Source organism: Halomonas sp. H10-9-1, assembly GCF_040147005.1.
In the GTDB taxonomy this organism is placed as follows: Bacteria; Pseudomonadota; Gammaproteobacteria; order Pseudomonadales; family Halomonadaceae; genus Halomonas.
Window position 1 is genome coordinate 2,518,760 of sequence record NZ_JAMSHO010000001.1, and the last position, 25,186, is coordinate 2,543,945.

Below are 25,186 nucleotides of genomic sequence, written 5' to 3' on the forward strand. Positions count from 1 at the left end.
GGAGGGGGAGGCATGGCCTATGAACACTTGCGCTTGGAGCGAGAAGCGCCCTCAACGGAGCGCCATCCGAGGCGTCATCCGGGAATTCGCCCTCCTGCCGATCCGAGAGCGCATGGTGCCGCGTTAGCCGGGCGGCTCGACCAAGCGCGGCAACGTGCGATGGCAGAGGACGTCGGCGGGTTCGACGACCGTAAGCTGCTCAAGATTCGGCTGCGCGCGGGCGACAAGAGCGTGCCCGCCTTCGATGCCATTCCTGGCGTGGAGATTGTCAGCCAGGAAGATGAATCCATCGTGCTGGCATTCGCCACTGATGACGGCTTGAGCGAGTTCGAGAGCCGCCTGGCCACCCTTGCACGTGATGGCGTTGTTACACGCAAGGAACTGTTCTACGTCATCGAAGACTTCGACCACTGGACACCCCAGGACCGTACCGGCGCGGCCTTGCTTGAGCAAGGATTTCCAGCCGCGCCAACCTTCATGCTCGATGTCGAACTATGGCCCCAGGAGCGACAGGACAAGCGCCAGCAAATGGTGCGTGCCTTTCTCGACTGGTTGCATGCACAAGGCATTGAGCGGCTGGACGACATCCAGCAACCCTCGCTCGTCATGGTCCGTGTGCGCTGCAACGGTGCGCAGGCCGAGCAGATCTTGCACCATCGCGATGTGCGCACTGCCGACCTGCCGCCCCGCTTGGGTGTGGCCGTACAACTGCTTCATACCGACATCAACCAATTTTCTCCGATCGATCCCCCTTCTGACGATGCTCCGTCCATTGCCGTGCTGGATTCAGGCTTGACGCGCGGACATTCGTTGCTCGGCGCAGCGGTCGGCGACGCGCAGGGCTACCTCGCACCGCATCGCAGTGCGGATGACACCGATCCCCACTGGCACGGCACCTTCGTCGGCGGGCTTGCGTTGTACGGCGATGTCCATAGCGTTATTCAGCAAGGGCAGTTCGTCCCGCAGCTTCGCCTGTTCTCCGGCAAAGTGTTCGAAGACGACGGACAAGACCAAACCGAGTTCGTCGAAAAGGCGGTCGAGGAAGCCGTGCGCGAACTGCATGCGCAATACGGCTGCCGGGTCTTCAACCTAAGCTATGGCGACCTGAACAAGGTCTACGATGGCCGTCATGTGCGCGGGCTCGCCTACACGCTGGATCGGCTGACGCGTGAGCTGGGGGTCCTGTTCGTAGTACCAGCGGGCAATTTGTTGTCATCCCAGTTGCCAGCCGATACACGCGCGAGTTACCCGGACTACCTGTTCGAAGGCCACGCCCGCCTGCTGGACCCCGCCACATCGCTCAACGCGCTGACCGTTGGCGGCTTGAGCCTGAATGAGGCCACACGCAATGCACAGCGCCATCCCAACACGATTGAAGACCACGTGTTGGCACGGGCGGAGCAGCCGTTTCCATTGACTCGCAGCGGCCCTTCTGCCAGCGGCGCCATCAAGCCCGACGTGGTCGCGCATGCCGGCAACATCGCCTTGCGGCGCACTGGAGGTGGCACAGACCATGCCGGTCTGGGAGTGGTGTCGCTCAACGGCGGCTTTGCCTTGGGGCCGGCGTTCAAGGAAGACATCGGCACCAGCTACGCCGCCCCCCAAGTCGCCCACCAAGCCGCGCGGCTACTGGCCGAAGTGCCAGACGCTTCGCCCAGCCTGCTGCGCGCACTGATCGGCGCCCATGCCCGCTGGCCGCAAGCCTGCGAAGCGCTGTTGAACCCCGGCAACAATGCTGAAGGCCGCGACAAACTCCTGCGCCTCGTCGGGTATGGGCGCGTGGACGATGCGGCGCTGTTCCGCTCGCTTGATCACACCGTCACCCTGCTTGCCGAAGAGCGCGTCGGAAACGACCAGCACCACTTCTTCGAATTACCTCTACCAGACAGCTTCTGGGACGGTGGCCGCCGCACGCGTGAGGTGACCGTCGCGCTCGCCTACAGCCCTGCCGTGCGCACCACGCGGCTGGACTACCGAAGAGCCAAACTGTGGTTCCACCTGGTGACGGCTGGCAGCCTGGATGAGGTCACCCAAGCCTACCGGCGCAATCGGGAAGAAGGCATGGGCGAACGCGCCAACGGCCGCTGGCTACCCAACGACACCCGCAAGAACGGCACGTTGCAGGTCTCTCGATGGCGCTTCAAACAGGCGCTGGCCAACGGTCACAAGGTGTTCGTCGTGGTGACCCGGCAAGACAGCCTTTGGTCCGATGGGCGCGATGGGGACGAGCCCTATGCCGTCGCCGTGGTGCTGGCGGATCGGGAGCAGGCCAACGCTCAGCTCTACGCCCAGGTGCAAGCAGCGCTGCAAGCGCGTGCCCAGGCACGTGCGCGCGCTCGGATTGGCGGGAGGGCCTGATGCCGGCGCTCGAACCTCAGTACTTGGCCATCTTGAAGCAGGTGCTCGCCGCCCGCTTCGTGCCGTTCCTGCCGCCATTGCTCGGCAACGTCAATCCCGCCGATCACGCGGCGAAACAGCTTTCGCGGGCCTTCAGCGCCTTCGTCCTCCACAAACTGCTCGACATTACGCCGCAGGTGGCGGCCGCCTCGGTCGTGGATGATTTCAACGACAAGGGCATCGACGCGATCCACTACCACGCGCCGTCGGAGACTCTGTACCTGCTGCAAACCAAGTTGAAGGAGTCCGAGCAGTTCAAGCAGGAGGATGCGCTGCCGTTCTGCGAGGGCATTCGCCTGTTGCTCAAACAGGACTTCGCCGCGTTCAACGGGAATGTCCAGAATCGGAAGACCGACATCGAGGGCGCACTCGATGTGTGCAGCCACATCAAGCTGGTCGTGCCCTACACGGGCGATGGTGTATCGCAAGCGGCTCGCGACGCCTTGCAGGCGCTGCTCGATGACGAAGACCTCGACGAAGAGCGGCTGGCCAAGCAGGTGGAGTATTACACGGCAACCGAGATCGTCTGCGATCTGCTGGCGGAACAAGCCTACCAACCCGTGCACACGGATATCGCGTTGCACAAGCACGCGAAAGTCGAAAGCCCGCGAGCCACGTACTACGGTGTCGCGCGGCTGGCGGACTTGGTGACCCTACACCAGATGCACGGCAAGGCCCTGTACGAACGCAACATCCGCTACTTCCTCGGCAGTAGCAAGTCCGATGTCAACAAGGCCATCAAGACGACCTTGCATGACGCCCCGCTGGACTTCTTCTATCTCAACAACGGCGTCACGGCCGTCTGCGACCAGATCGAGCCGAAGGCCAACAAGAATGGCGTCAAGAAGTTCAAGGTTCGCGGCCTGTCCATCATCAACGGCGCGCAAACGGTTGCGTCGGCTGCCGAGTTCGTGCGCCAGCATCCGGGCAAGAGCATCGATGACGCCAAGGTGATGCTCACTTTGATCAAGGCATCGGCGGATGGCCAGTTTGGGAAGAGCGTGACCAAGGCTCGCAACCACCAGAACCCGGTACAGACCGCGAACTTCGCCTCGCTGGACGAGAACCAAGAGCGGTTGCGGCAAGAGATTGCCCACCTTGGCTTCGGCTACCACTACCGTCCCGAGGCCGTGGCAAATGGCACCAATGCCATCACGCTCGATGAGGCGCTGCGAGCACTGGCCTCGCAACAGAACGACCCACGCTACGCCGTGTGGCTCAAGAGCGAACCGGTGCGACTCGCCACCCCCGACTCCGCCGAGTACCAGGCGCTGTTCACCGTCGCGCTACCGGGCGTGACGCTGGTCAATGCGGTCCTGTGCCACCGCGCGATTCGCACCCTCGTGGTGGACTACGAACAGAAGGCCCCGGCGCGTAGCCAGGAACGCCTGATCTACCGTCATGGCTTACACGTCATCACGGCGGTCATGGTGAAGCGCCTGCGCAGCCGCATCGGCACGGCAGCCGTCATCGACCCGACAGCGATTCCCGCGCTGATCAGCCAGCCGCTCGATCAGCTCAGGCAGCAGGCTTTCGACCTTGGCCAACAACGACTCATTCTTGAGGGGCCACTGGCTTACTTCCGCAACCAGGGCAACGTCGTGAACTTCCTGGCCGACCTGATGGAGGCACACTTTGCGCTGGGTGCCGATCCGGCCATAGCGCCACTACGCAATATTCAGAATGCAGCGGACGCGTATCCGCGCAAGCGCCTGATCGACTACTTGTCGAACCGCGCGCCACAACTATGAGAGCGATGTCATGAGCAAACAAAAACTAGAACTTACCTGGATCGGCAAGGAGAAGCGGCCCAAGTTGGAGCCACGCATCCTGCTCGAAGATCCAGAGAAGTCATATCACGCCAAGCATCGCGTGTCGGACAACGATATCTTCGACAACCGACTGATCTTCGGTGACAACCTGCTTGCGCTGAAAGCATTGGAGCAAGAGTTCTCCGGCAAAGTGAAGTGCGTGTTCATTGACCCACCGTACAACACCGGTAGCGCATTTGCACAATATGATGATGGTCTTGAGCACTCGATTTGGCTTGGCTTAGTACGGGATCGGCTAGAAATCATCAGGCGTCTGCTTTCGGACGATGGCTCGCTATGGATTTCTATTGATGACAACGAGGCTCACTATCTTAAGGTCTTGTGCGACGAGATTTTTGGTCGCAAGTGTTTCGTTACGTCATTTATCTGGAAGAAGGTCGACAGCCCAAATGACAACAAGGGCGCCCTTTCCCCAGATCATGAATACATTCTTTGCTATGTAAAGAATCCTGACTCGATTAATTTTCGACCGAAGCAGGATGAGTCAATCTTAAATGCATACCGGCAGCCGGACGCGGAATCGGACAGGCCGTACCGTGACCGTCTCCTAAAGAAAAACGGGAAGAATAGTCTTCGGATCGACCGCCCGTCGATGTATTTCCCGATCAAGGGGCCAGACGGCGTGGATGTTTACCCCATTCACGATGACGGCCAAGAAGCCCGATGGGCAATGGGGAAAAAGGGTGTTGATGAGCTGATAGCGAAGGGAGAGCTTGTTTGGAAGCAAAGGGAAAGCGGCGGAGTACTGCGGTGGGTTCCTTACACAAGAGAATATGCTCCCGACGCTCCTACGCGCCCTTGGCCAACAATCTGGTCAGACTTGCACACGACTCGACAAACTAAGGCTCATCAAAGATCTGTTTTGGAGGGCGTTCAAGCATTTGAAACCCCGAAGCCAGAAGACTTGGTTTCCCGTATTCTTAGTATTTCAACGAATCCAGGAGACTGGGTTCTTGACTCATTTGCGGGATCTGGTACCACTGGAGCAGCCGCTCATAAAATGGGACGGCGCTGGATAATGGTGGAGCTTGAGGAAACTTGCCATACACACATCATTCCGCGTCTCAGGAAGGTAATTGACGGCGAAGATAAGGGCGGCGTCACAGAGGCTCTAAGTTGGCACGGCGGCGGCGGCTTCCGCTATTACCGTCTTGCCCCCAGCCTGATCGTCAACGACCGCTGGGGCAACCCGGTCATCAATCCCGAATACAACGCTGCGCAACTGGCCGAGGCGCTGGCCAAGCTGGAAGGCTTCAACTACGCGCCATCGGAAACTCACTGGTGGCAGCACGGCCACTCCAGCGAGCGCGATTTCATCTATGTCACCACCCAGAACCTGTCCGCAGAGCAACTGCAAGCCCTGTCCGATGAAGTCGGCCTGGAGCAGAGCCTGCTGGTGTGCTGCGCCGCTTTCCACGGAGTCACGGCGGCCAAAGCGGCGGAACGCTGGCCGAACCTGACGTTGAAGAAGATTCCGAAGATGGTGTTGGCCCGCTGCCATTGGGGCCGTGACGACTACAGCTTGAATGTGACCAACCTGCCGATGGCGGAGATTGAGAAGGCCGAGCCTGCGCCCTCTGGCACTAGCGTCAAGAACACTAAGAGCAGAAAAGTGGCCCTCGCCAACGCGGGACAGGGCGGCCTGTTTGGGGAGAACGAATAATGAGCACCCGCGTCCTGCACGCCGTTACCGGCCGTCTGTCTCTCCGCCCGCCCCAGGCCGACTCCCTCATCAAGCTCGCTCGCGCGCTCGATGCTGCGCCCGAGCTATTGGGTCACGAGCGTGATGTCTCGGCCATTCTCTCCACGTTGAAGGCCGAGTTCAGCACGCTGGAGGACTTTGAGCGTGAGTTCCCGTCGCTGTGCTTCGCGCTGGCCACGGGTGTGGGCAAGACGCGCCTGATGGGGGCATTTGTCGCCTACCTGCATCTGGCGCACGGCATCAACAACTTCTTCGTGCTTGCGCCCAACCTGACGATCTACAACAAGCTCATCACGGACTTCACGCGCAACACGCCGAAGTACGTGTTCAAGGGCATCGCAGAATTCGCGCAGCAACCGCCGCTGATCATCACCGGCGACAACTACGACCAGACCGGCGCGGCGGTGGGCGATCAGTCGATGGGCTTCGCTCACGACGTGCGCATCAACATCTTCAACATCTCCAAGATCAACTCCGAGGTGCGCGGCGGCAAGGAGCCGCGCATCAAGCGGATGAAGGAAGTGCTGGGCGACAGCTACTTCAACCATCTCGCGAACCTGCCTGACCTCGTGCTGCTGATGGACGAGTCGCACCGTTACCGGGCCAGCGCTGGGGTGCGCTCTATCAACGAGCTCAAGCCGCTATTCGGTCTGGAGGTGACGGCGACACCGTTCGTCGAGTCCAGCCGTGGGCCGGTGCCGTTCAAGAACGTGGTGATGGACTACCCGCTGGCGAGGGCGATGGAGGACGGCTTCGTCAAGGAACCTGCCGTGGTCACCCAGCGCAACTTCGACGCCAAGGCGCACACGCCCGAGGAGATCGAGAAGACCAAGCTGGAAGACGGTGTGCGCCTGCACGAGACGACCAAGGTCGAGCTGCTCACCTATGCCCGCGAGAACGGCGTCAAGCCGGTCAAGCCCTTCATGCTCGTCATCGCTCGCGATACCACGCACGCGGGGCAACTCTTGGCGCTGCTGGAGTCGGAAGCCTTCTATGAGGGGCGCTACCAGGGCAAGGTGATTCAGGTCGATTCCAGCCGTACCGGCGCTGAAGAAGAGGAGATGATCACGCGCCTGTTAGCCGTGGAGAGCGTGGATGAACCGACCGAGATCGTGATTCACGTCAACATGCTGAAGGAAGGCTGGGACGTAACCAACCTCTACACCATCGTGCCGCTGCGCGCCGCCAATGCCCGCACGTTGATTGAACAGTCCATCGGGCGTGGCCTGCGTCTGCCCTACGGCAAGCGCACGGGCGTCGCGTCGGTGGATCGCTTGAACATCGTCGCGCACGACAAGTTCCAGGAGATCATCGACGAGGCCAACCGCGGCGACTCGCCGATTCGCCTGAAGCAGGTCATCCTCGATGCGCCGAGCGCCGACGACAAGAAGGTCAGCGTGCAGGTCGAGTCCGGGGCGGCGGCGCGTCTCGGTTTGACGGAAGCACCGGTCGTGATCACAGGGGCTTCAGCCACTGACAGTGGAGCGGAAGTCCCCGCGCCCAAACCGGTGTTCACCACGGAGGCGGAGAAGCAGGCCGCGCGCGTGGTCATGGACGTCATCGGCAAGTACGAGGTCAAGCGCGATCTGGTGCCCACCAGCAGCGCGCTGCTGAAACCAGAAGTGCAGAAGGAAATCCTCGCGGAAGTGGCAGAACGGTTGAAGCCGCTGCAAGGCGAATTGCTGGCGGGCGTGGATGAATCAGTCCCCGCACTTGACTTGTCCGCCGTGGTGGCGAAGACCACCGAGATCGTGGTGCAGCAGACCATCGACATCCCGCGCATCGCGGTGGTACCGACTGGCGAGGTCACGACGGGCTTCCACGCCTTCAAGCTGGATGTGAGCCAGCTTCATCTCCAGCCAGGCCAACGCGAGATCGTCGGGCAGATGCTGCGCACCAACGAGCAGTTCACCCTGGCCGCCGAGGTCGGACTCAAGGAGCAGCGCCCGGAGGACTACATCGTCCACGCGCTGGTGGACTTCGATGACATCGACTACTTCACCCACGCCGACCTCCTCTACGACCTCGCAGGCCAGATGGTGCAGCACCTGCGCAGTTATCTGTCCGAGGACGAAGCCATCAGCGTCCTCGATCGTGACCGCCGCTTGATCGCACGGGAAATCCACGCGCAGATGATGGCCCACTTCTGGGAAGAGGCGACGGAGTACGAGGTGCAGGTCAGTCGCGGTTTCACCGAACTCAGGCCTTGCAACTACACCGCTACGGCAGGCCAGACGGCCCACCACTTCCGGGAGACCGTGACCGAGACCAGTCGCATCAAGCAGATGCTCTTCGGTGGATTCGCCCGTTGTCTGTACCCGCTGCAGAAGTTCGATTCGGACACCGAACGGCGCTTCGCCATCATCCTGGAGCGCGACGCGACGAAGTGGTTCAAGCCCGCGAAGGGACAGTTCCAGATCTACTACAAGCTCGGCACCGAGCAGCCGGAGTACATCCCCGACTTCGTCGCCGAGACGGACGCGACCATCTTCATGGTGGAGACCAAGGCACGTGCCGACATCAACACGCAGGAAGTTCAGGCCAAGGCCGCTGCCGCCATGCGCTGGTGCAAGCACGCATCTGATCACGCGGCGAGCGTAGGCACCAAGCCCTGGAAGTACCTGCTGGTGCCTCATGACGAAGTCAGCGAGTCGAAACGGCTCGCGGATTACCTGCGCTTTGAGGTCAAGGCTAATTGAGTTGCCCTCGATCGATTTCGGTGAGCAAGAGCGATTCCGGCAAGGCACCCAGGCGGCGGGAATGATGGACTTCGCCGGGCTCTTCGGCGCGCAACCCTCGTGGCCACGGCCGCACGATCACCAGAGAGGCAGCCCATGGCACGAATCAGAAAGATCGAGATCGCCAACTTCCGCGGCATCCAGTTGCTGGCCTGGTGCCCGACGCCTGGCATCAACTGCCTGATCGGCCCGGGCGACAGCGGCAAGTCCACGGTACTGGACGCGATCGATCTATGCCTGGGGGCCAGGCGTAATGTCCAGTTCTCGGATGCGGACTTCTTCGGCCTGGACATCACGACCCCAATCAGCATCACGCTGACGCTCGGCGACCTCGATGACAGCATGAGAACGCTGGAGAGCTTCGGTGCGTTCCTGCGCGGATACCACGCCAACACTGGCGTCGTCGAAGACGAACCCTCTGCCGGCGCGGAGGTTGTGCTCTGCCTGAACCTGACGGTCGCCAGTGACCTGGAGCCCTCGTGGACCCTTGTCTCCGACCGCGCCGCACAGCAAGGCATCGTCAAGACGCTCGCATGGAAGGATCGCGTCGCCCTGGCGCCCACTCGGATCGGTGCCCTGGCGGACTTCAACCTGGGATGGCAGCGCGGCTCCGTACTGAACCGCATCTCGGAGGAACGAGCCGACGCTTCAGCCGCTCTGGTCAAGGCCGCAAGGGATGCGCGCAGTGCCTTCGGAGACCAGGCCGAACAACAGTTGGGAGAAGCGCTGGGGATCGTCACCACCACTGCTCAGGAACTGGGCGTCAACATCGGCGCCAAAGCCAAGGCGCTGCTGGATTCGCATTCGGTGTCGTTCGGTGGCGGCACCATCTCCCTGCACAACGAAAGCGGCATCCCGCTTCGCAGTCTGGGCGTCGGGTCCACCCGTCTGCTTGTCGCTGGCCTCCAGCGCAAGGCGGCCGGTCAGGCGTCGATCGTGCTCTCGGATGAACTGGAGTACGGGCTGGAGCCGCACCGCATCGCGCGGTTCCTGGGCTCCCTCGGTGCCAAGGAGGCCGCTGCCCCGCTGCAGGTGTTCCTCACCACCCACTCACCCGTGGCACTGAGAGAACTGTCGGGCGGCCAGCTCTTCGTGTTGCGCCGTGGTCCCCAGGGCCACGAGGCTCGCCTGGTCGGCGCCGACAATGACATCCAGAGCACGATCCGCCTCTACCCCGAGGCCTTCCTGGCTGGCTCCGTGGTCGTATGCGAGGGAGCCAGCGAGATAGGCCTGCTGCGCGGCCTGGACTTGTACAGGCTTGACCAGGGGAATGCGTCACTGGCTGCATTGGGCGTGGCCCTCGTCGACTGCGGTGGCGGGGAGCCGGATCGACCGTATGCCCGGGCCGCAGCGTTTCAGTCTCTGGGCTACCGGGTGATGGTGCTGCGCGACGACGACAAGAAGCCCACATCTGCGGTCGAGCAGGCTTTTGTCGAGAACGGTGGCACCGTCGTCGCCTACCGCGCGGGCCGGGCGCTGGAGGACGAGCTGTTCGGCAGTCTCACGCCGGTTGCCTGCCAGAGGCTGATCGGCTACGCCAACGAATTGCATGGCGACCTGATCGTCGAACACCTGCGCACCGTCTCGAACAACATGCTCACGTTCCAGCAGGTCTGGGACGAGATCCAGAACACCGGCCACCTGTCGGCCGAATGCAGGGCCATCCTTGGTCAGGCAGCGCGCATCCGAAAGGCGGGCTGGTTCAAGTCCATCTCGTGGATGGAGGACGTGGCGAGGACCATCGTTGCACCGGACCTGCATCTTTGCGATCAGGGCTTCCGTGCTCTGATGGACCAGGTATTCGGGTGGGCCACTGATGGACCACGTTGAAATCGACCTTCGTGCAATCGAACGCGGAACCGTCACCGCACCGGCCGGCTGCGGCAAGACACAGTTGATTGCCCACGCGCTTGCCGGGCATCGGGGCAACAAGCCCATCCTCGTGCTGACACACACGAATGCCGGGGTCGCGGCCCTGCGTGGCCGGCTGGACCGCGCCGGTGTGCCAGCCAGCGCCTATCGATTGAGCACGATCGATGGCTGGGCCATCCGGCTCATCTCGACCTTTCCCGGCCGCAGCGCCCACGATCCGGAGATTCTGCGGCTGGCTGCACCTGCGCGGGACTACCCGGCAATCCGCGACGCCGCCTGGAAGCTCCTGCAAGCCGGGCACGTCAGTGAGGTGCTGAAAGCCTCATATGCGCATCTGATCGTGGATGAGTACCAGGATTGTTCGGTGCCTCAGCACTACATCGTCTATTTCCTCTCGTTGATCTTGCCGACCTGCGTGCTGGGCGACCCCATGCAGGCGATCTTCGGATTCCGGGGCAATGCGCTGGCCGACTGGAACCAGCACGTGTGCGCGCATTTTCCTGTCGTCGGGGAACTGGCAACGCCCTGGCGATGGCGCAACGCCGGCGCGGAAGCGCTGGGACAATGGTTGCTGGAGGCCCGCCGGTTGTTGGCGGTGGGGCAGTCGGTGGATCTGCGTAGTGGGCCACCGGAGCATGTGACCTGGATGCAGGCCGTACCACCCAACGACCATGCCCAGCGCCTAGCCGCTGCGAGGACGGCATCGCCAACCGCTGACGGGCGCGTGCTCATCATCGCCGATAGCCGCAACCGAGCAGCACAGCAGAACTTTGTGAGCCAGACGCCGGGCGCTTCGACGGTCGAGGCCGTCGATCTGCAAGACCTCATCGCCTTCGCCAGCAACTTTGATGCGGGGGCACCGAATGCCCTCGCGCAGTTACTGGCGCTGGCGCAGAGCGTCATGACCAATGTGGGCGTGGCGGAGTTGACGCGGCGCCTGGAGTCGTTGGCAAAGGGAACTGCAAGGAATCCTCCGAACGAGGCAGAAAGCCGCGCACTGGCGTTCGGGCGCGCGCCCTCTCTCGCTGCGGCCGCCGCGCTGTTGTCGGAGCTGCGGGCACTGCCGAACGTGCGTGTGCATCGGCCGGCCATCCTCTACGGGGTGCTCAAGGCGCTCCGAGAAGCCTCGTCGGGGGCCGTCCCTCTGACAGAAGCGGCCCGGCGCGTGCGGGAAGAGAACCGGCTGTTGGGGCGCCCGCTACCAAAGCGCGCCGTCGGCAGCACGCTGTTGCTCAAGGGGCTGGAAGCCGAAGTCGCGGTGCTGCTAAATATCGAGGGCATGAGTGCGCAGAACCTCTACGTCGCCATGACCCGGGGGTCGATGAAGCTCGTAGTGTGTAGCGCCAGTCCAGTGATCGGTTAGAGACACTTCTTGAATGTCGCCGCCGCAATGCACACCGCCACGCAGAGCAATGCGGCGCTGGGCAGCAGGATCAGCAGCGGGTTCACGCTGACCGGCAGTGCCAGGTAAGTCACCCACGGCAGTACGGCCAGCGGGATCAGGCTGGCCCTGGCGCGGTGATAGATGAACCCCGACTCGCGGCCCGCGCCGAAGCGGCGGATGTCCCGGCGCACCAGGCCGTCCACCAGCCCGACGAAGGCGGCACGCTGCGACGACATTGGTTTGTGTGCCGCTATTCCACAGGGGAGAATACTGATCCTTGGCCTGAGCCTGGCACCAACTCAATATACAGGGCATTTCGGCCAACAATGACAGCGAGCGTTGGTCGCTTATCCCGACGCTTGGCCGACAGACGGTTCCACTCCGATCTATCGAGGCCCGACGGGTTGGGGTTGTCTTCCGGATGGGTGTGCCATTCGCCCAAATAGCGGATGGTTCCCTGGCTCGCCGTCCATCGAGCCAGTGCAATGGCTTCGTGGCCGAATGGCATTCTCTCGAACAGGTAGCGAAACCGTTTGTCCCATGCCGTGGGAACCGTTGCATGCTCAATGAGCATGTGAGTTCCATGGACCGAACCGAGTAGCAGCCCGCCAGCTTCGCAGTCAGAATCACTGGCCTGGACATGCTGGCGGAAGGTCTCCAGCGTGGACTTCGAAAAATGCAGCAGCGTTCTGTTGTCGTCGGCCGCCCAAGAACTCATGAATTGCATAATGGGCACTCCCGATCCCGCGGCGGATCGCAATCGGGTGTGGCAAGCTGCTGGGCGCGGTCGATCAACCTGGTTCGTAACGCGGGGGTATAAACGCCGTTGACCCAATCGAGGGTCATCTCAGCGCCCAGGCTGGCAGCGTGCACCGACACCGAAGCGGGGAATGGCACGTACAAGCCTTCGCATCCATGCCCCGCCAGAATGGCAGGAAGAGGATCAGTGATAGAACGGAACTCGCCTCTTCTGTTGCTATGCCAAAGACATCGATAGCACGCATCAGATGCTTTCGTCCTCAGGAGCGCACGGACAGCCGTTCCCGGCCCCTCGATCCAGACCGAAAGCATGGGCGTCGGAGGCGGATAGTGGCCGCACAGCCAATGCCCGAGAGATTCTTCCCCGGTGGCATCTATGAGCAGGTCCAGCTCTCCCAGTTGGGCATGCCTGACATCCACGGGCAGCGCGCGAATCTCGGCGCCTGGCGCCAAGCGCTTGAGTTCCTTCGCCATAGCCTCGGCCTTGTTCGACAGCAGGTCCGGGAATCCGAGGCGATGGCGCCCGATGTTTTGCGGGAGAAAGCAATCGAAATCCACCAACGTGAGTTTTCCGCCACATGTCCCCGCCCCAGCCTTGACAAGCATGTCCGACAGATAGCCACCAATCGTGCCGCATCCAACGACGGCGATGTTCTTCCCTGCAAGCGTCTTTGAGTTCGGCATGTTCCGCTGGGCAAGGTACCGATCGTCAATTCTGACCACCGAAATGGGCATCACCTTCAACCCATAGCTCGAATCCCTGCGATCTGCGAGCTTGCTCTTTTGGACAGGACTTTGGCGGTCGTAGAGAACCGCAAAGCCATAGGTCATCAGCGGAGACTCGATGACGATCAGAACTCCGTTGGCCTTCTTCCTCTCCCCCTCCTTGATACGCTCGTGAATCTTGCGCCGGCACCGGGGATCAAGAGTGCTCTGCCACGCCAGGATATCCCCGACTGTTTCAGGAGGCCAATTGCTAGTCAGAGGGCGCGGTTGAGCACCGGTCTTTACTCGGTAAGTCAGCACCGTTCTATCGGTGACCTGGTAGCCGAGCGACTTCAGCTTTTCAGTTGTTCGATCTTCGTTGTCGGTGATGAACCACAAGGGGCACCCATTGGCATGCGCGACGATGCAGTTCTGTCGCCCTAGATCCTCGCCTTGCATGTCCACGAAACAATGCCAGCCGTGCCAATAGGCGAAGAACTCTTCCGCGAGGTCTTCGATCATCTCCCCCTGCATGATCTGCCCGAACACGACGGCCGCGCGTTGCAGGCACGCCAGCGACTGTCCGACAGGATCGTAGATGTCCAGAACGACGGTGCCCTTGGCGAGATAGCAAAGCCCGCCATCTGCGCCAAGATGAGGAACCGCTGCGGGCAGCTCAGGAGGGATTTCCAGCAGCCGGATGCGAGGCAAGTCGAAGAACGTGGGGTCGAGCTGGACTTCGCACGGACAACCCTTGTCCGCTTGGGGCGAGGTCAACCGCCCGTGCAGCCTGAACCAGCCGTCATCCGTCTTGCCAACAAACGCGAAGCCTCGCTGCTTGAAGGCCTCGATCACGTCTGCGACCGCTGCGGCGCTGCTCATCCAGCTTTCGTTCGTCCGATGAGTTCGCTAGGACCGGCAGTAGCGGGAGTCGCGGCAATCGTGGCGGCAACGGACACCACCTTGACCCGATCCGGCTCGTTCGGAAAACGCGGGCCGAATTCGCCTCGCATCCAGATGCAGGCCTGTGAAGGACTGCCGGCGCCGGTTGCTCCGCGAAGCACCTTCTCAAACTCTTCGAATGCTTTGGCCGCATCTTCGACACCCGCTTGGCCAAGTCGCTCCGTGAGCGATTCGGACTCTTCCACGGGGTTGTTCACTCCCCCACGCAACCGGGCTGGCAGTGCCGCGACGACATCCAGCAGAGCGAGGTCGTCGCGCCTATCGCGTTTCTCAAAGAGCGGGGCCGCGGCGGCCATCAACAGGATCGAGGCAGGTCCTCCGCTGGACCACTTCCAATCGCGGAACGCCTTCAAGTAACGAACCACGCGGCGGAACTGCTCCCCCTTGGCCTCCACTTCGCCCAGGAACCATTCCTTCACGGGCCTCGGGTCAGAGGACATCCAGTTGCATTCACGATGGGCCAGGAGAACCTTGTCAGCCGGCAGCGCGGTCCAGGCATCGCGCTCTGCCATGTTCACCGCTTCCGTCAGCGAGTCGTAGCCATATCGCTCCATCGAAGCCTTTGCGAGCGTGACAAATTCCTCGTCGGGAATGGCGTACAGAGGAATATCAATGTGGGCATACGCAGCAATGACGATGCGGATGCATGTCGGCTTGTCGGTGACAAGCTTCCACCGCCTTTCCTCGACCAGCGGCTTCAATGCTTCTTCCGCAGCGGCAAAGAACACCGTCGCCGCAGTGCTGGGACGCTTCGTCTGCGAGACGAAACTCATTGGCAGATAGCAGCCATCATCGACATCCGCCTGCTGAGGGTGTTGTGCCGGGGAGTTCAGCGTCTTGTATGCCCACGACCCTTGCGTGAAGAAGCGCGGCTGTGGCACGTCTTCCGTGTATCCGTTTGCCCTAAGCACGCGGGGGATGCCTGTGCGCAGGCAGTCCCTGACGTCAGTGCGTGCGCTGGCGATCCAGGCGCGCTGCCCAGGCGTCAGATCCAGCTCGTCGTGCATGCAGGATTCGTCATCAAGGGTGGTGAAGAAGAGTGGGCTCAAGTTCAGCATGCGGCCTCCTGAACATTCTTGTTGGGGCCGTGATAGAAGATGGGAGCGCCGGCCTGGTGCGCTCGAAATGGTTGGAAAAGAGGATCGCCGAGCGCACGCTGCGCCGCGTGGTTGCCGCGATCCTTGAGCGTGTTCGTGGCGCCAATGGAAACCCGATCCAGCGCCTTCACGTCCTTGCTTTGATCCGGTGTCGCCTTGTCGTCGATCTGGAAGTAGTTGTTGCCCAGCGCCTGCCGCAGCATGTAGTCCACCGACGACTCCTGGGCGGAGATCACGAGGTCGAAGAGTCCCCCACGCCACTTGCCGAATCCGCGGTCGAGGCTGGCGCCGCCGCGAACGGTCGCACCGATGGTCATCGTGCCGATGGCGAGGACCCGAACCAGCGCATCCTGTTTCGGCGCCAGGAACGTCTTGACTTCGTGCAACCCGAAGAGGCCCGGGGCGTTGCCCACCAGCCCCCCATCCGCGAAGACACCACGGTCGTTGCGCGCCAGAGGAAAATAGACCGGCGCGGCAGCAGTCGCCAACGCCACATCAACGACCTTCATGCGGTGATCCAGCTCAAAGGACGGATGGTGCGGTGTCTTGAAGAACTGCCCACGCCCCGTTGAGTAGTTGACTGCCGGCACGAGAACACGATGCTTCAGGTCGCCTATCGTGGTCCCCTGGAAGCGCTCGGTCAGCACTTCTTTCAATCCCGCTGAGTCATGCTTTGCGGTCAACCAGAATCCAAGAAGCTGCCGTGGAAGGCTGCGGCAACCAAAGATGCGGCTGCCCTGTTCTTCAAACAGTGCCTTGAGTTCGTGGGCCGGAATTTCCGCAGCCAGCCCCAAAGCGAGCATCCCTCCTGCCGATGTGCCGCAAATCAGATCAAAGTGCGAAGCGATCGGACGACCCAGCGCGGTTTCGAGTTCGGCGAGAACCGTGGCGGTGTACAGGCCGCGATAACCGCCCCCTGACAGGGCGAGCACATGGTAGGTAGGGATGCCCGTCATGGCACTTCAGCCCTTCGGCGGGAAGGAGTCGTTGCCGTGGCTGTCCTTATCACGGATACGGCCATCCGGACGATGGATGACGAGTTCGGACTGCTGGTTGCGTGCGATATCCCTCGCTGCGTCAATGGCCTGTTGCTGCGTGTCGTGCACGGAGGTCGCCCGCTGATTGCCGGCTCCCTTGACGGCCCAACCGTCCTGATGAGGAACAACATGCTGATTCTTGCCTGCCATGATGGCTCTCCTACAGTGGAACTATCGAAGTCCCAGCCGCTCGGCTGGGTTGTCAATGGCCACCCGCTGTAGCACAATTCGTTGCTCACGCAGACAACAGGATGGCCAAGCCAATCCAACCTGGAGCAGGCGTAAAACCTACGTCTGTTGTCTGGCTGGACAACAATGTATCAGAGCACGTGTGCCGGTGCAACTGGCGTGCGGCGTGCGCCTTTGAACATCAACCGGATGTGGAGGGGCAACAGAGGGCTTGGCCCTTCTTCCCGCAACCGCAAGGATCAGAACTCATGTCGCAAACAGGCCTAGGCGTCGCCCTCAAGACGCTACGCGAACGCAGAACCCTTTCCCTGCGTGAGATCGGCCAGCTATCGTCAGTTGATCATGCTTATGTCCACCGCCTCGAAACAGGCGAGAAGACAAACCCATCCCAAGACTTGGTTGAGAAGCTGTTGAAGGTTCTCAAGCCGGGAGAAAGAGATGCCGCACTCGTGATGTGGCTGGTTGACCACGCAGACGCTGATCCAAGCCTCGTTGAATTCGTGCTACAAGATCCCTCGATCAGCATCGACGTTTTTTCGGCCGCGGCTGGCGTCAGGCATCGGGGAAATGCAAGGCCTGACCCCGCGACGCTCATCGCCCGAATCAAAAGGGCCTTCGATGACGACGAGGACGACTGAACATGGACGAGGCGGATGTCAGGCAGAGAGCGCGCGCGTTTGTCGCGAGAGTCGATGTTTCGAACATCCGAGCAGACCTGTCCCCGTATGTGACCGCTGCTAACGCCAAGGTCAAGAAGGATGAGCTTGGCGAGGGGGAGTCTGGCTATACCGTTACCAAGCCGAACGGGAAGCACATCATCACTGTGAATTCGCTGGAAACCGAAGAGCGCCAGCGCTTCACTGTCTGCCACGAAATAGCCCATATCGTGCTTGGCTTGGAATCGAGTCACGACGAGGTGCCGTCATGGTCCTATGCAAAGCGACATCCGAACGAGATCGCCTGCGACACGTTTGCCGCTGAACTGCTGATGCCCTATCAGCAATGGCTCTCCGCTGTTCCCAAGGAAGAGCCCTCCCTGGATCTCATCCAACACATGGCCGACTTGTTCGGCACATCATTCCCTGCAGCGGCGTCAAGGTTTGCCAGTCTTAGCGATATGCCGTGCGCATTCGTCACCATGGAGCGCGGTGCGGTGCGGTATGCCGCACGCTCAACGGCCTTGCGGCAAGCAGGGGCCTGGATACCTCCCAGGTCGGTCATTCCAGCAGGCTCCGTGGCTCACCGAATTCGCTCTTCAGGGAATAGCGCTACTGAGACGGGGGAAGTTTCACAGGACATCTGGTTCGACAACTGGGAAAAGGGCCTTGACCTCTGGGAACTTTCAAGACATTACCAGCGCACCGATACCACCATCTCCTTGCTATGGTTCGACAGCGACGATTTGCCGGAGGTTGAGGTGAACCGCTTCGGCGCACGTGTCGAAGACGATGGAGGCTTGGCTGAACTGACGGGAGAACTGCCATGGCCGGGGCGAAGCAGGCGCCGCTGAAAAGCGATCACGGCCAAGACCGCAAGGGGGTGACTCTTATGCGCCATTTGCGCGTTCTTACAGGTACTTCTTGAACGTCGCCGCCGCAATGCACACCGCCACGCCGAGCAATGCGGCACTGGGCAACAGGATCAGCAGCGGGTTCACGCTGACCGGCAATGCCAGGTAAGTCACCCACGGCAGCACGGCCAGCGGGATCAGGCTGGCCCTGGCGCGGTGATAGATGAACCCCGACTCGCGTCCCGCGCCGAAGCGGCGGATGTCCCGGCGCACCAGGCCGTCCACCAGCCCGACGAAGGCGGCCATCAGGAACAGCGGCAGGGTCAGGCACAGCACCAGCAGCCGCACGAGGAAGACCAGCGTCGTATAGGCCGCCGCGATCAGGTAGCTCTCCACGTTCACATAGACCAAGCCGATGTAGTAGCGGAAATCCTTGGTCGGACGATGGCTGCCGGCGCTGGCCTGCGCCGAGGCGTCGCGTATCCAGTCCAGCAGACCGCTTTTCACGAACAGCCAGTCGTAGCCCTGCTCGACCAGCCGGTGCGCGGTGCGCCCCGGCTCCTGCACCAGCGCGCTGCGGGTGAAATGCGTGGAAAGCTGATCCAGCTCGTAGTGCAGCATGCCCTGCGCGTGGCGCCAGCCCTGCTCGGGCCAGAAGAAGTGCATGCCGACGCATTCGATCAGGATGCACAGCAGCAGCGCGCCGCACAGCACGCCGAAGAAGCGGAACGGCAGCGTGACCAGGCCGGCGATCAGGCCTTGCTGTCGTTGCTGCTGGCGTTGGGCCGCGACGGCCGGATCGCTCATGCTTCGGCCTCTTCAGCCGCGGCCATCTGCTTGAAGTCGTCCAGCAGGTCGTCGGGCAGCGCCTTGTCCTGCAGGCCGGGGATGCCTTGGTTCTCCCACCAGTCTCCTGCCTCGACGTAGTGCTGTCGCATGTAGCCGGCCAGCTCCTGCAGATCCTTCGGCATGGCTTCGTCGGGGTCGGGCGCAGGCAGCGGCATGCGGACTTTCCAGAGGTTGCCGCCCTCGGTCAGCGCGAAGCACTGCCCCTTGGGCAGCGCCACCACATGCGCCGGCTCGATCAACGGCACGCTGTTGCTGCTGATGCGGTCCTGGGTGTTGGACGTGAACGCGGTATTGCCGTGCGGATCGGAGCTGTCGGTGGCGCCGCTCATCAGCGCCGTGGCGTACACCTCGACCTTGGGCAGTTGTCGCGTCAGCAGCTCGGCGGTGGCGGTCTCGCGCACGCGCAGCATGAACAGGTTGTTGAAGTTGCCGACCACCTGGCCGGCCTTGGCACGATTGCCGATGCGGGCCTCGATGTCGCTCAAGGTCTGCGTGTAGGCCGTCACCTGCACGCCGGCACCGCCGCCCTTGTTGACCATCGGAATGAACTCGTCGCCCATGAGTTCGTTGAATTCGTCGGCGTGGACGTTGATCGGAATCTTGGCGCCCGCCGCGGCGCCGGGCAGCCCGTCGTCGACGCCGAACTTGTAGATGTGGCCGGCGACCGAGACCAGATCGCTGAACATCGAGTTGCCCACCGCCGCCGCGACTTCGGCGTCGGACAGCGCATCCAGCCCCACGTAGACCACCGCGCGTTTGCGGATGACCTGCATCCAGTCGAAGATCGGCCGCGGGTCGGACAGGTCGGAATAGTTCGGTGCGAGCAGTTGCGCGATCTTGCCGGTGGTGAGCTTCTCCAGCAGCGGCAGCAGCGAAGCGACGATCTTGTCGAAGTAGGTCCGGTCGTAGCGCACGGCGCTGCGCAGGCCGTCGAGCACCGGGTCATAGATGCGCACTTGGGACAGGTACTGTTCGAGGGCCACCACGCGCTTCTCGCGCCCGATCATGTTGCGCGGGATGTTCTTCTCGTTCAGCTTCGCTTCGAGCTGAACGATGACCTCCCAGGCCTTCGGCTCGTTCTTGGCGAAGTAGTGCTGGGCGTACTCGATGAACAGCGCGTCGATGTTGATGACGTGGCGCTGGATCAGCAGGTAGTCCGGCCGCTGCCCCAGCTCGACCAGGGCGCGCGCGATGATGTTGACGAAGCGCCAGGCGAATTCGCGGAACGCGGCGCTGTTGCCTTCGCCGGAGAGCTGCCCGGCGATCCGCGTGGCCACCTCGGAGATCCGCCCGAACCGGCCCACGGCGTTGTAGCGCGCCGAGATGTCCGGCCAGCCCAGATGGAAGACGTAGAACTCGCCTTCGCGCCCGGCGCGCTTGGCCTCGACGTACATGCGCTTCAACAGGTCCGCATCGCCCTTGGGGTCGAAGACGATCACCACCTCGTGCTCGCCGCGGACCTTGCGGCGGATGTCCTGGGTGATGAACAGCTCGGCCAGCCGCGTCTTGCCCACGCGCGTGGTGCCCAGCACCAGGGTGTGGCCGACGCGCTCGCCCAGCGGCAGGGTGACGTCGACCTCGTGCGGCTCGATGCCATGCAGGCGTGGCAGTCCGCCGACCGACGGCAGTGGTCGCGCCGGGTTGAGCGGGCTGTCCCAGGCCAACGCGCGCGCCAGCGTCGAGACGGGAAACGGCGCGAACTCAAGCCGCTCCTCCAGCCGCCGGGCGGCCCGGTAGATCGCCGTCGGCTCGACGTAGCGGCGGAACTCCGGCCGATAGGTCTGCATCAGCCGGTGCGTGTGCCGCTGTTCCCAGCGAAAGCCCTGGCCGACGAACAGCCGTTGCTGACTCACCGGCACGTCGCGGCTGGTCATCACGTAGCGCGGCAGGCGGCGGATGTTGCGGCGATAGCGCAGGATCGCCCAGGCATCGCGCAGGCGAATCGCGCCGAAGGTCAGGAAGGCCAGCGCCGAGCCCAGGCCGAGCAGCGGGTTCAGCGCGAGCGACCACGGTGCCACCAGGCACAGAATCGCGGCGCCGGTGCAGACCGCCACGGTATAAAGCTCCACCGCTGGCCGCAGCAAGACCTCGACCGCATGCGGTTGGGCCATTTGCGCACCTACTGCTCGACACCGGTGGCCGTGATGAGCACCGGGTAGTGGCGCAGGCCCAGGCGCTGGGCCAGGTCATCGCCGGAGGCCGGCGACAGGATCAGGCCGGGCGCCAGCCTGCGCAGCGCCGTCAGCGCAGCCATCGACTCCACGTTGACCACCAGGCCCACGGCCTGCAGCTCTCGCAGCGCCGCCTGCCGCTGCCGCAGCCAGGCGCGCGAACGCTCGTCGTCGCCGATCAGGAACAGCGCCGTCAGGCCCGGCGCCCGGATGACGCGGCGCTGCACCTCGCCCGGCGACAGTTGCGTCGAGCGCACCGGCAGCATGGCGGCTTCGGCGTCGGCCGTGTTGCCCGCGCGAGGGGTCGGCATCGGGGCCGGCGGCGTGGCCTGATCCGGCTGAGGATTCAGCGACTGGTAGTACGGCAGCGCGGAGTCGCCGCCGCGGTCTTCGACGACGATCAGCGGCCCGGAGACGGTCTGGGCGAAGATGGTGGTCGTGGACAGCAGCCCGATGGCGGCGATGAGGACGGTGTGGTTCATGGCGTGGTGGCCTGGAGAGTTGGAACGGGAACGCCGGGGTCGAGTACGCGGGTCAGGTGCCGATGCACACTGCGCCGGTATCGCGCCGCGGGTGCCCCGCCGGCGGGCCGGTGGTAGCGGCCGATGGCAAGCAGCCAGTCCTCGCCCGGCGTGTACTGTTCGCGCAGGATTTCCGCAGCGATGGCGAGGTTGCGGTACGGGTCCAGCAGCTCGCAGGGCTGCGTGTAGCGATGCGTGTGGTAGCCGAGATTGACCTGGCCGAGGCCGGCGTCGATGCGATTGGCCGGCGTGTGGGCGAGCGCACGGTGCAGCCCCGCGCAGGCCTCGGCGCGGGTGGCATAGCGCTGTGGCGAGCCGGCGACGTTGAGCGTCCACGGCCAGGGGATCAGGCGCCCGCGCAGCATGGCGCCACTCTCCTGCAAGGCCACCGCATATAGCACCGCCGCCGGCACGTCTGCACGATGCGCCGCCAGTTGATAGGCCGGCGGCGGCACTTCCCGCGCCAGGGCGGCCAACGCCCAGCCGCCGGTGGCGAGCAGCAGCATGGCGCTGGCGCAGCGGATGGCGACGCGGGATGGCCGATGCTCCCGGCCTGGAGCACCTATTGCCGCTGCCATTGGCCGTTCACCTCGCGCACCACGGCCGGCAGATCGCCGGGCAGGCCCAGCGACAGCCAGCGCCCTGCATCGTGGTTGAGCGTGATGGAGCGGGCGCGCACCCTGGCCGGGTCGATGCCCGCCTGGGTGGCCCACTGCCGGATGCGCGCGTCGTCCTGACGGCTGCCGACCATGTAGAGATCGAAGGCCGTGCCGGCCGCCTGCAATTGCTGCACGCGCTGCGCGCACGGTGCGCAGTCGGCCTTGACGAAAACTGCCAGGCGGCCGGAGCCGGTGTTGCCGGCACCCGGCGCCTTGGCACCGGGCAGGCTCACGCGCGGCTGGCCAGGAAACAGGCGCTGCCACGCCGCGTCGTAGGCGCGCTGGTAGGCCAGCGTCTTGCCGACGCGCCGGGCCTCGGCCTGCACCTGCAACTCCGCGTAGCGCCTGCGCTCCTCCTCGCTGCGGGCCTCGATGCCCAGTGCCGTGAGCGGATCGAGCTGGGGTGAATAGACCCCGAGCGGCCCCTGCATCAGTTGCCGGTAACGTGCCCACTCCTCGGAGCGAAGCCCCCACTCCCGCGCCAGCCTCTCGTCGAGCGCGGCATCAGCGCCCGGCTGCACCTGGGCGGGCACCATGCGCGAGTTCGTCACCGGGGCCGGTTGGGCGGATGCACCGAAAGCGGCGAACAGGACAACGGCAGCGAGCAACGACCGCAGGATCATGGCGACCTCCTACGGCACCGCGATGCGCTGCGTCTGGCCGTTCACCTGGAACACGCCCGCCTGCGCCTCGATGGACTGCAGTTGCCAGCCGCCCTCGGCATCGCCCTCGCGCAGCAGCCGGGCGCCCGCGAGCGAGGCCGCGGCGGTGGAGGTGATCGACAGAAAGCGCTCGCCTCCCCGCAGCTCCATGCCGAGCACCCGGAACGGCGGCTCCGGCACCTTGGGCTTCGTCGCAACCGGAGCGCGCGGGCGAGCGGCGGATGCCACCTGCCGGGTCTTCTCCAGGCGGGTTTCGATTCCGTTCACGCGCGCCTGCAGCGTCTGCAGGTCGATGGCCAGGGCCCTCGCCTCATCGTCCTCTTCGAGGCGCGTCATCCGTTCGTCCAGCGCCTGCCGCGCGGTGGCGAACTCGGCCTGGCTGATCGGCGCCGGCCGGCGCTTGTCCGCATCGGCCTGTTGTTCGAGATCGGCCACGCGCAGGCCCAGCGCCTTGACCTGCGCATCCTGCGCGCTGCCCTGGGTCTGTTCGGCGAGCCGCGACAGGCCGACGCTGTTGATGAGTGCCACGGCACTGATGAGCAGCAGCCAGAAGGCCGCGGCGATCTTGAGCCAGCGCGTGCGGGAATTGCGCTCGGATGGCGCCTGGGGAAAGGTCATGGCTGCATCTTGTATGGATGCCTCCCGGCAATGAGTAGTAACCCGCATCATTTCGTGAAGAAGTCGGCTGCTGCCTTGTATCCGGCCTGTTGTGTGGACTCTGGGTTGCCCCATGTGCCCACTGGCCCCGATGTAATCCGCTGACGAACGCCTCATCTCCTTGGCGGACTGTTCAAGTCCTTCCAGCCATTCAGGCTTGGCTCGTCCCGGTCTGACCTGTTTCACATCACGCTGCTTCGTTGCTGCCTCAATTGCCTTCAAAGGCTCTCACATACCCTTTCTTTGGTTGGGTTGATGTTTGGCTGCCTGCTCAAGCCGCTTGCGGCCTGGTGCTCTGGTGGCCCCGTTGGTAATCCTGCTGGCGGGCCGTCACGGCCCAGATCGTTCGGGCCATCTTGGCCGCCTGCGCCACGATTACGACGTTGTCCGGGCGCCTGGCCTTGAGCTGCTCCAGCCACGGCCCTGGCTCCTTGGCGTGGCAGAGCACGCTCCTGGCTCCGTGGATAAGCAAGGTGCGCAGGTAAGTGTCACCCCGCTTAGAGATGCCCAGCAGCAAGACCCGCCCGCCCGTGCCGCGCTGCTTGGGCACCAGGCCCAGCCAGGCGCAGAACTCACGCGCCGACTTGAAGGCACTGGCCTGGCCCATCGTGGCAATCGCTGCCGTGGCCGTCAGCAATCCCACGCCGGGTATCTGGGCCACGCGCTTCATGTCCTTGTCGCCGCGCAGGACTGCGGCAAGGCGCACTTCAATGGCCTTGATGTCGGCCGCCAGTTGCTTGATGCGCTGCACCTGCTCGCGCAGGCTCTCAAGCACGTACTGCGGGATGTCACCGGCCAGCCGCTCCAAGGTGGCTTCGATCTCGCTGAACAAGGCGTTCTTTCCCTTGGCGAGAGCCGCTCCAAATTCGTAGAGCAGTCCCCGCAGCGCGTTGATCTGCATGACCTTCATGCGCATGAGCAATTCACGCTGGCGGTGCAATGTGAGTGTGGCCTGCTGCGCCAGCGTCTTCATGCCCACGAACTTGGTGCCCGGCTGCTGAATGGCCAGCCAGATGGCCCGCGCGTCCGTGGCGTCGGTCTTGTTGCCGCTCACGAAGGGGCGCACGGCCTTGGCATGGATCAGCCGCACGCTGTGGCCCAACGCCGTCAGCTCGCGTGCCCAGTGGTGCGCGCCGCCGCACGCTTCGATGCCGATCAGGTTCGGTGCACGGTTGGCGAAGTGCTCCAGCACCTTGGCCCGCTTGAGCTGCATGTTCACGATCTCCCCCGTTCTCATGTCCACGCTGTGAAGTTGGAACACGTTCTTGGCGATATCCAGACCGACGACCTGACGGCCATCGATCAGGCCGATGATTTGCCCTGCACCCTGCACTGCATTACGATTCATGACGGAGCCTCGCTGGTGTTTGTGAAGACCTCGGTCTATCACGCCTTGGGCACTTTGATGCCGTATCCAGTCGAGGCTCCTCCTTGTCCAGCGGACAAGCCAGCTTCCCGCAACCGATACGTTGCTCATCTGCG

Annotated in this window: 21 protein-coding genes; 8 read left to right on the top strand and 13 right to left on the bottom strand. The window is 63.2% G+C overall.

What is annotated here, in order from left to right; genetic code table 11:
- Nucleotides 1–12: 12 nt before the first annotated feature.
- The 6 genes from NFH66_RS11590 (at nt 13) to NFH66_RS11615 (ending at nt 11,904) form a co-directional block, all read left to right on the top strand.
- A complete protein-coding gene (locus NFH66_RS11590; protein WP_349610425.1) occupies nt 13–2,358 on the top strand; it encodes a S8 family peptidase in 2,346 nt (781 codons plus the stop codon).
- Nucleotides 2,358–4,148, top strand: a complete 1,791-nt coding sequence (locus tag NFH66_RS11595; RefSeq protein WP_013721882.1) for an AIPR family protein — start codon at nt 2,358–2,360, stop codon at nt 4,146–4,148. Before NFH66_RS11590 ends, NFH66_RS11595 begins: the two co-directional genes overlap by 1 nt.
- 10 nt (nt 4,149–4,158) lie before the next feature.
- The gene (locus NFH66_RS11600; protein WP_050378109.1) at nt 4,159–5,892 is read left to right on the top strand and encodes a site-specific DNA-methyltransferase; all 1,734 of its coding nucleotides are present in this window, start codon (nt 4,159–4,161) and stop codon (nt 5,890–5,892) included.
- Nucleotides 5,892–8,630, top strand: coding sequence for a DEAD/DEAH box helicase (locus NFH66_RS11605; RefSeq protein ID WP_025297734.1), 2,739 nt, complete (start codon nt 5,892–5,894; stop codon nt 8,628–8,630). Before NFH66_RS11600 ends, NFH66_RS11605 begins: the two co-directional genes overlap by 1 nt.
- A gap of 135 nt (nt 8,631–8,765) precedes the next feature.
- Nucleotides 8,766–10,499 carry an ATP-dependent nuclease gene (locus tag NFH66_RS11610; RefSeq protein WP_077566024.1) on the top strand — a complete coding sequence of 578 codons (1,734 nt, stop codon included), beginning with the start codon at nt 8,766–8,768 and terminating at the stop codon, nt 10,497–10,499.
- Nucleotides 10,486–11,904 (top strand): UvrD-helicase domain-containing protein, encoded by a 1,419-nt coding sequence (locus NFH66_RS11615; protein WP_349610426.1) that lies wholly within the window; start codon nt 10,486–10,488, stop codon nt 11,902–11,904. The genes NFH66_RS11610 and NFH66_RS11615 overlap by 14 nt, the downstream gene beginning before the upstream one ends.
- On the opposite strand, the gene NFH66_RS11620 is transcribed toward NFH66_RS11615, so the two are convergent.
- The 6 genes from NFH66_RS11620 to NFH66_RS11645 are packed head-to-tail and all read right to left on the bottom strand — an operon-like array spanning nt 11,901 to nt 16,636.
- Nucleotides 11,901–12,161, bottom strand: a complete 261-nt coding sequence (locus NFH66_RS11620; protein ID WP_502878651.1) for a TIGR03747 family integrating conjugative element membrane protein — start codon at nt 12,159–12,161, stop codon at nt 11,901–11,903. The two genes, NFH66_RS11615 and NFH66_RS11620, sit on opposite strands and share 4 nt — an antisense overlap.
- A 14-nt stretch (nt 12,162–12,175) precedes the next feature.
- Nucleotides 12,176–12,652, bottom strand: coding sequence for a Mov34/MPN/PAD-1 family protein (locus NFH66_RS11625; protein ID WP_050411167.1), 477 nt, complete (start codon nt 12,650–12,652; stop codon nt 12,176–12,178).
- On the bottom strand, nt 12,640–14,271 hold the full coding sequence (locus tag NFH66_RS11630; RefSeq protein WP_077566026.1) for a ThiF family adenylyltransferase: 1,632 nt from the start codon (nt 14,269–14,271) through the stop codon (nt 12,640–12,642). Before NFH66_RS11630 ends, NFH66_RS11625 begins: the two co-directional genes overlap by 13 nt.
- The gene (locus NFH66_RS11635) at nt 14,268–15,410 is read right to left on the bottom strand and encodes a CBASS cGAMP synthase (RefSeq protein ID WP_023094209.1); all 1,143 of its coding nucleotides are present in this window, start codon (nt 15,408–15,410) and stop codon (nt 14,268–14,270) included. The genes NFH66_RS11630 and NFH66_RS11635 overlap by 4 nt, the downstream gene beginning before the upstream one ends.
- Entirely contained in the window at nt 15,404–16,405 is a 1,002-nt protein-coding gene (locus NFH66_RS11640; RefSeq protein ID WP_349610427.1) for a CBASS cGAMP-activated phospholipase, read from the bottom strand. The genes NFH66_RS11635 and NFH66_RS11640 overlap by 7 nt, the downstream gene beginning before the upstream one ends.
- A 6-nt stretch (nt 16,406–16,411) precedes the next feature.
- Nucleotides 16,412–16,636: a DUF2188 domain-containing protein gene (locus NFH66_RS11645; protein ID WP_023093135.1), complete on the bottom strand. Its 225-nt coding sequence runs from the start codon at nt 16,634–16,636 to the stop codon at nt 16,412–16,414.
- A gap of 287 nt (nt 16,637–16,923) precedes the next feature.
- Between NFH66_RS11645 and NFH66_RS11650 the strand changes: the two genes are divergently transcribed.
- Together NFH66_RS11650 and NFH66_RS11655 are read left to right on the top strand one after the other, a co-directional pair.
- Nucleotides 16,924–17,313 carry a helix-turn-helix domain-containing protein gene (locus tag NFH66_RS11650; RefSeq protein ID WP_034037680.1) on the top strand — a complete coding sequence of 130 codons (390 nt, stop codon included), beginning with the start codon at nt 16,924–16,926 and terminating at the stop codon, nt 17,311–17,313.
- 2 nt (nt 17,314–17,315) lie between these two features.
- On the top strand, nt 17,316–18,185 hold the full coding sequence (locus NFH66_RS11655; protein ID WP_349610428.1) for an ImmA/IrrE family metallo-endopeptidase: 870 nt from the start codon (nt 17,316–17,318) through the stop codon (nt 18,183–18,185).
- Nucleotides 18,186–18,242: 57 nt separating this feature from the next.
- Here NFH66_RS11655 and NFH66_RS11660 read toward each other — a convergent pair whose 3' ends face one another.
- The 7 genes from NFH66_RS11660 to NFH66_RS11690 all read right to left on the bottom strand — a co-directional run bounded on the left by NFH66_RS11660 (nt 18,243) and on the right by NFH66_RS11690 (nt 25,052).
- Entirely contained in the window at nt 18,243–18,992 is a 750-nt protein-coding gene (locus NFH66_RS11660; RefSeq protein ID WP_003141008.1) for a TIGR03747 family integrating conjugative element membrane protein, read from the bottom strand.
- Nucleotides 18,989–21,145, bottom strand: a complete 2,157-nt coding sequence (gene traD, locus NFH66_RS11665) for a type IV conjugative transfer system coupling protein TraD (protein ID WP_016851988.1) — start codon at nt 21,143–21,145, stop codon at nt 18,989–18,991. The genes NFH66_RS11660 and traD overlap by 4 nt, the downstream gene beginning before the upstream one ends.
- Nucleotides 21,146–21,153: 8 nt before the next feature.
- The gene (locus NFH66_RS11670; protein ID WP_003141015.1) at nt 21,154–21,687 is read right to left on the bottom strand and encodes an integrating conjugative element protein; all 534 of its coding nucleotides are present in this window, start codon (nt 21,685–21,687) and stop codon (nt 21,154–21,156) included.
- On the bottom strand, nt 21,684–22,304 hold the full coding sequence (locus NFH66_RS11675) for a lysozyme family protein (RefSeq protein WP_349610429.1): 621 nt from the start codon (nt 22,302–22,304) through the stop codon (nt 21,684–21,686). Before NFH66_RS11675 ends, NFH66_RS11670 begins: the two co-directional genes overlap by 4 nt.
- The gene (locus NFH66_RS11680; RefSeq protein WP_323714599.1) at nt 22,289–23,008 is read right to left on the bottom strand and encodes a TIGR03759 family integrating conjugative element protein; all 720 of its coding nucleotides are present in this window, start codon (nt 23,006–23,008) and stop codon (nt 22,289–22,291) included. The genes NFH66_RS11675 and NFH66_RS11680 overlap by 16 nt, the downstream gene beginning before the upstream one ends.
- Before the next feature lie 9 nt (nt 23,009–23,017).
- Nucleotides 23,018–23,665 (bottom strand): hypothetical protein, encoded by a 648-nt coding sequence (locus NFH66_RS11685; protein ID WP_323714598.1) that lies wholly within the window; start codon nt 23,663–23,665, stop codon nt 23,018–23,020.
- Nucleotides 23,666–23,975: 310 nt separating this feature from the next.
- Complete coding sequence (locus NFH66_RS11690) at nt 23,976–25,052, bottom strand: IS110 family RNA-guided transposase (protein ID WP_349610430.1); 1,077 nt, start codon at nt 25,050–25,052, stop codon at nt 23,976–23,978.
- Nucleotides 25,053–25,186: the final 134 nt, after the last annotated feature.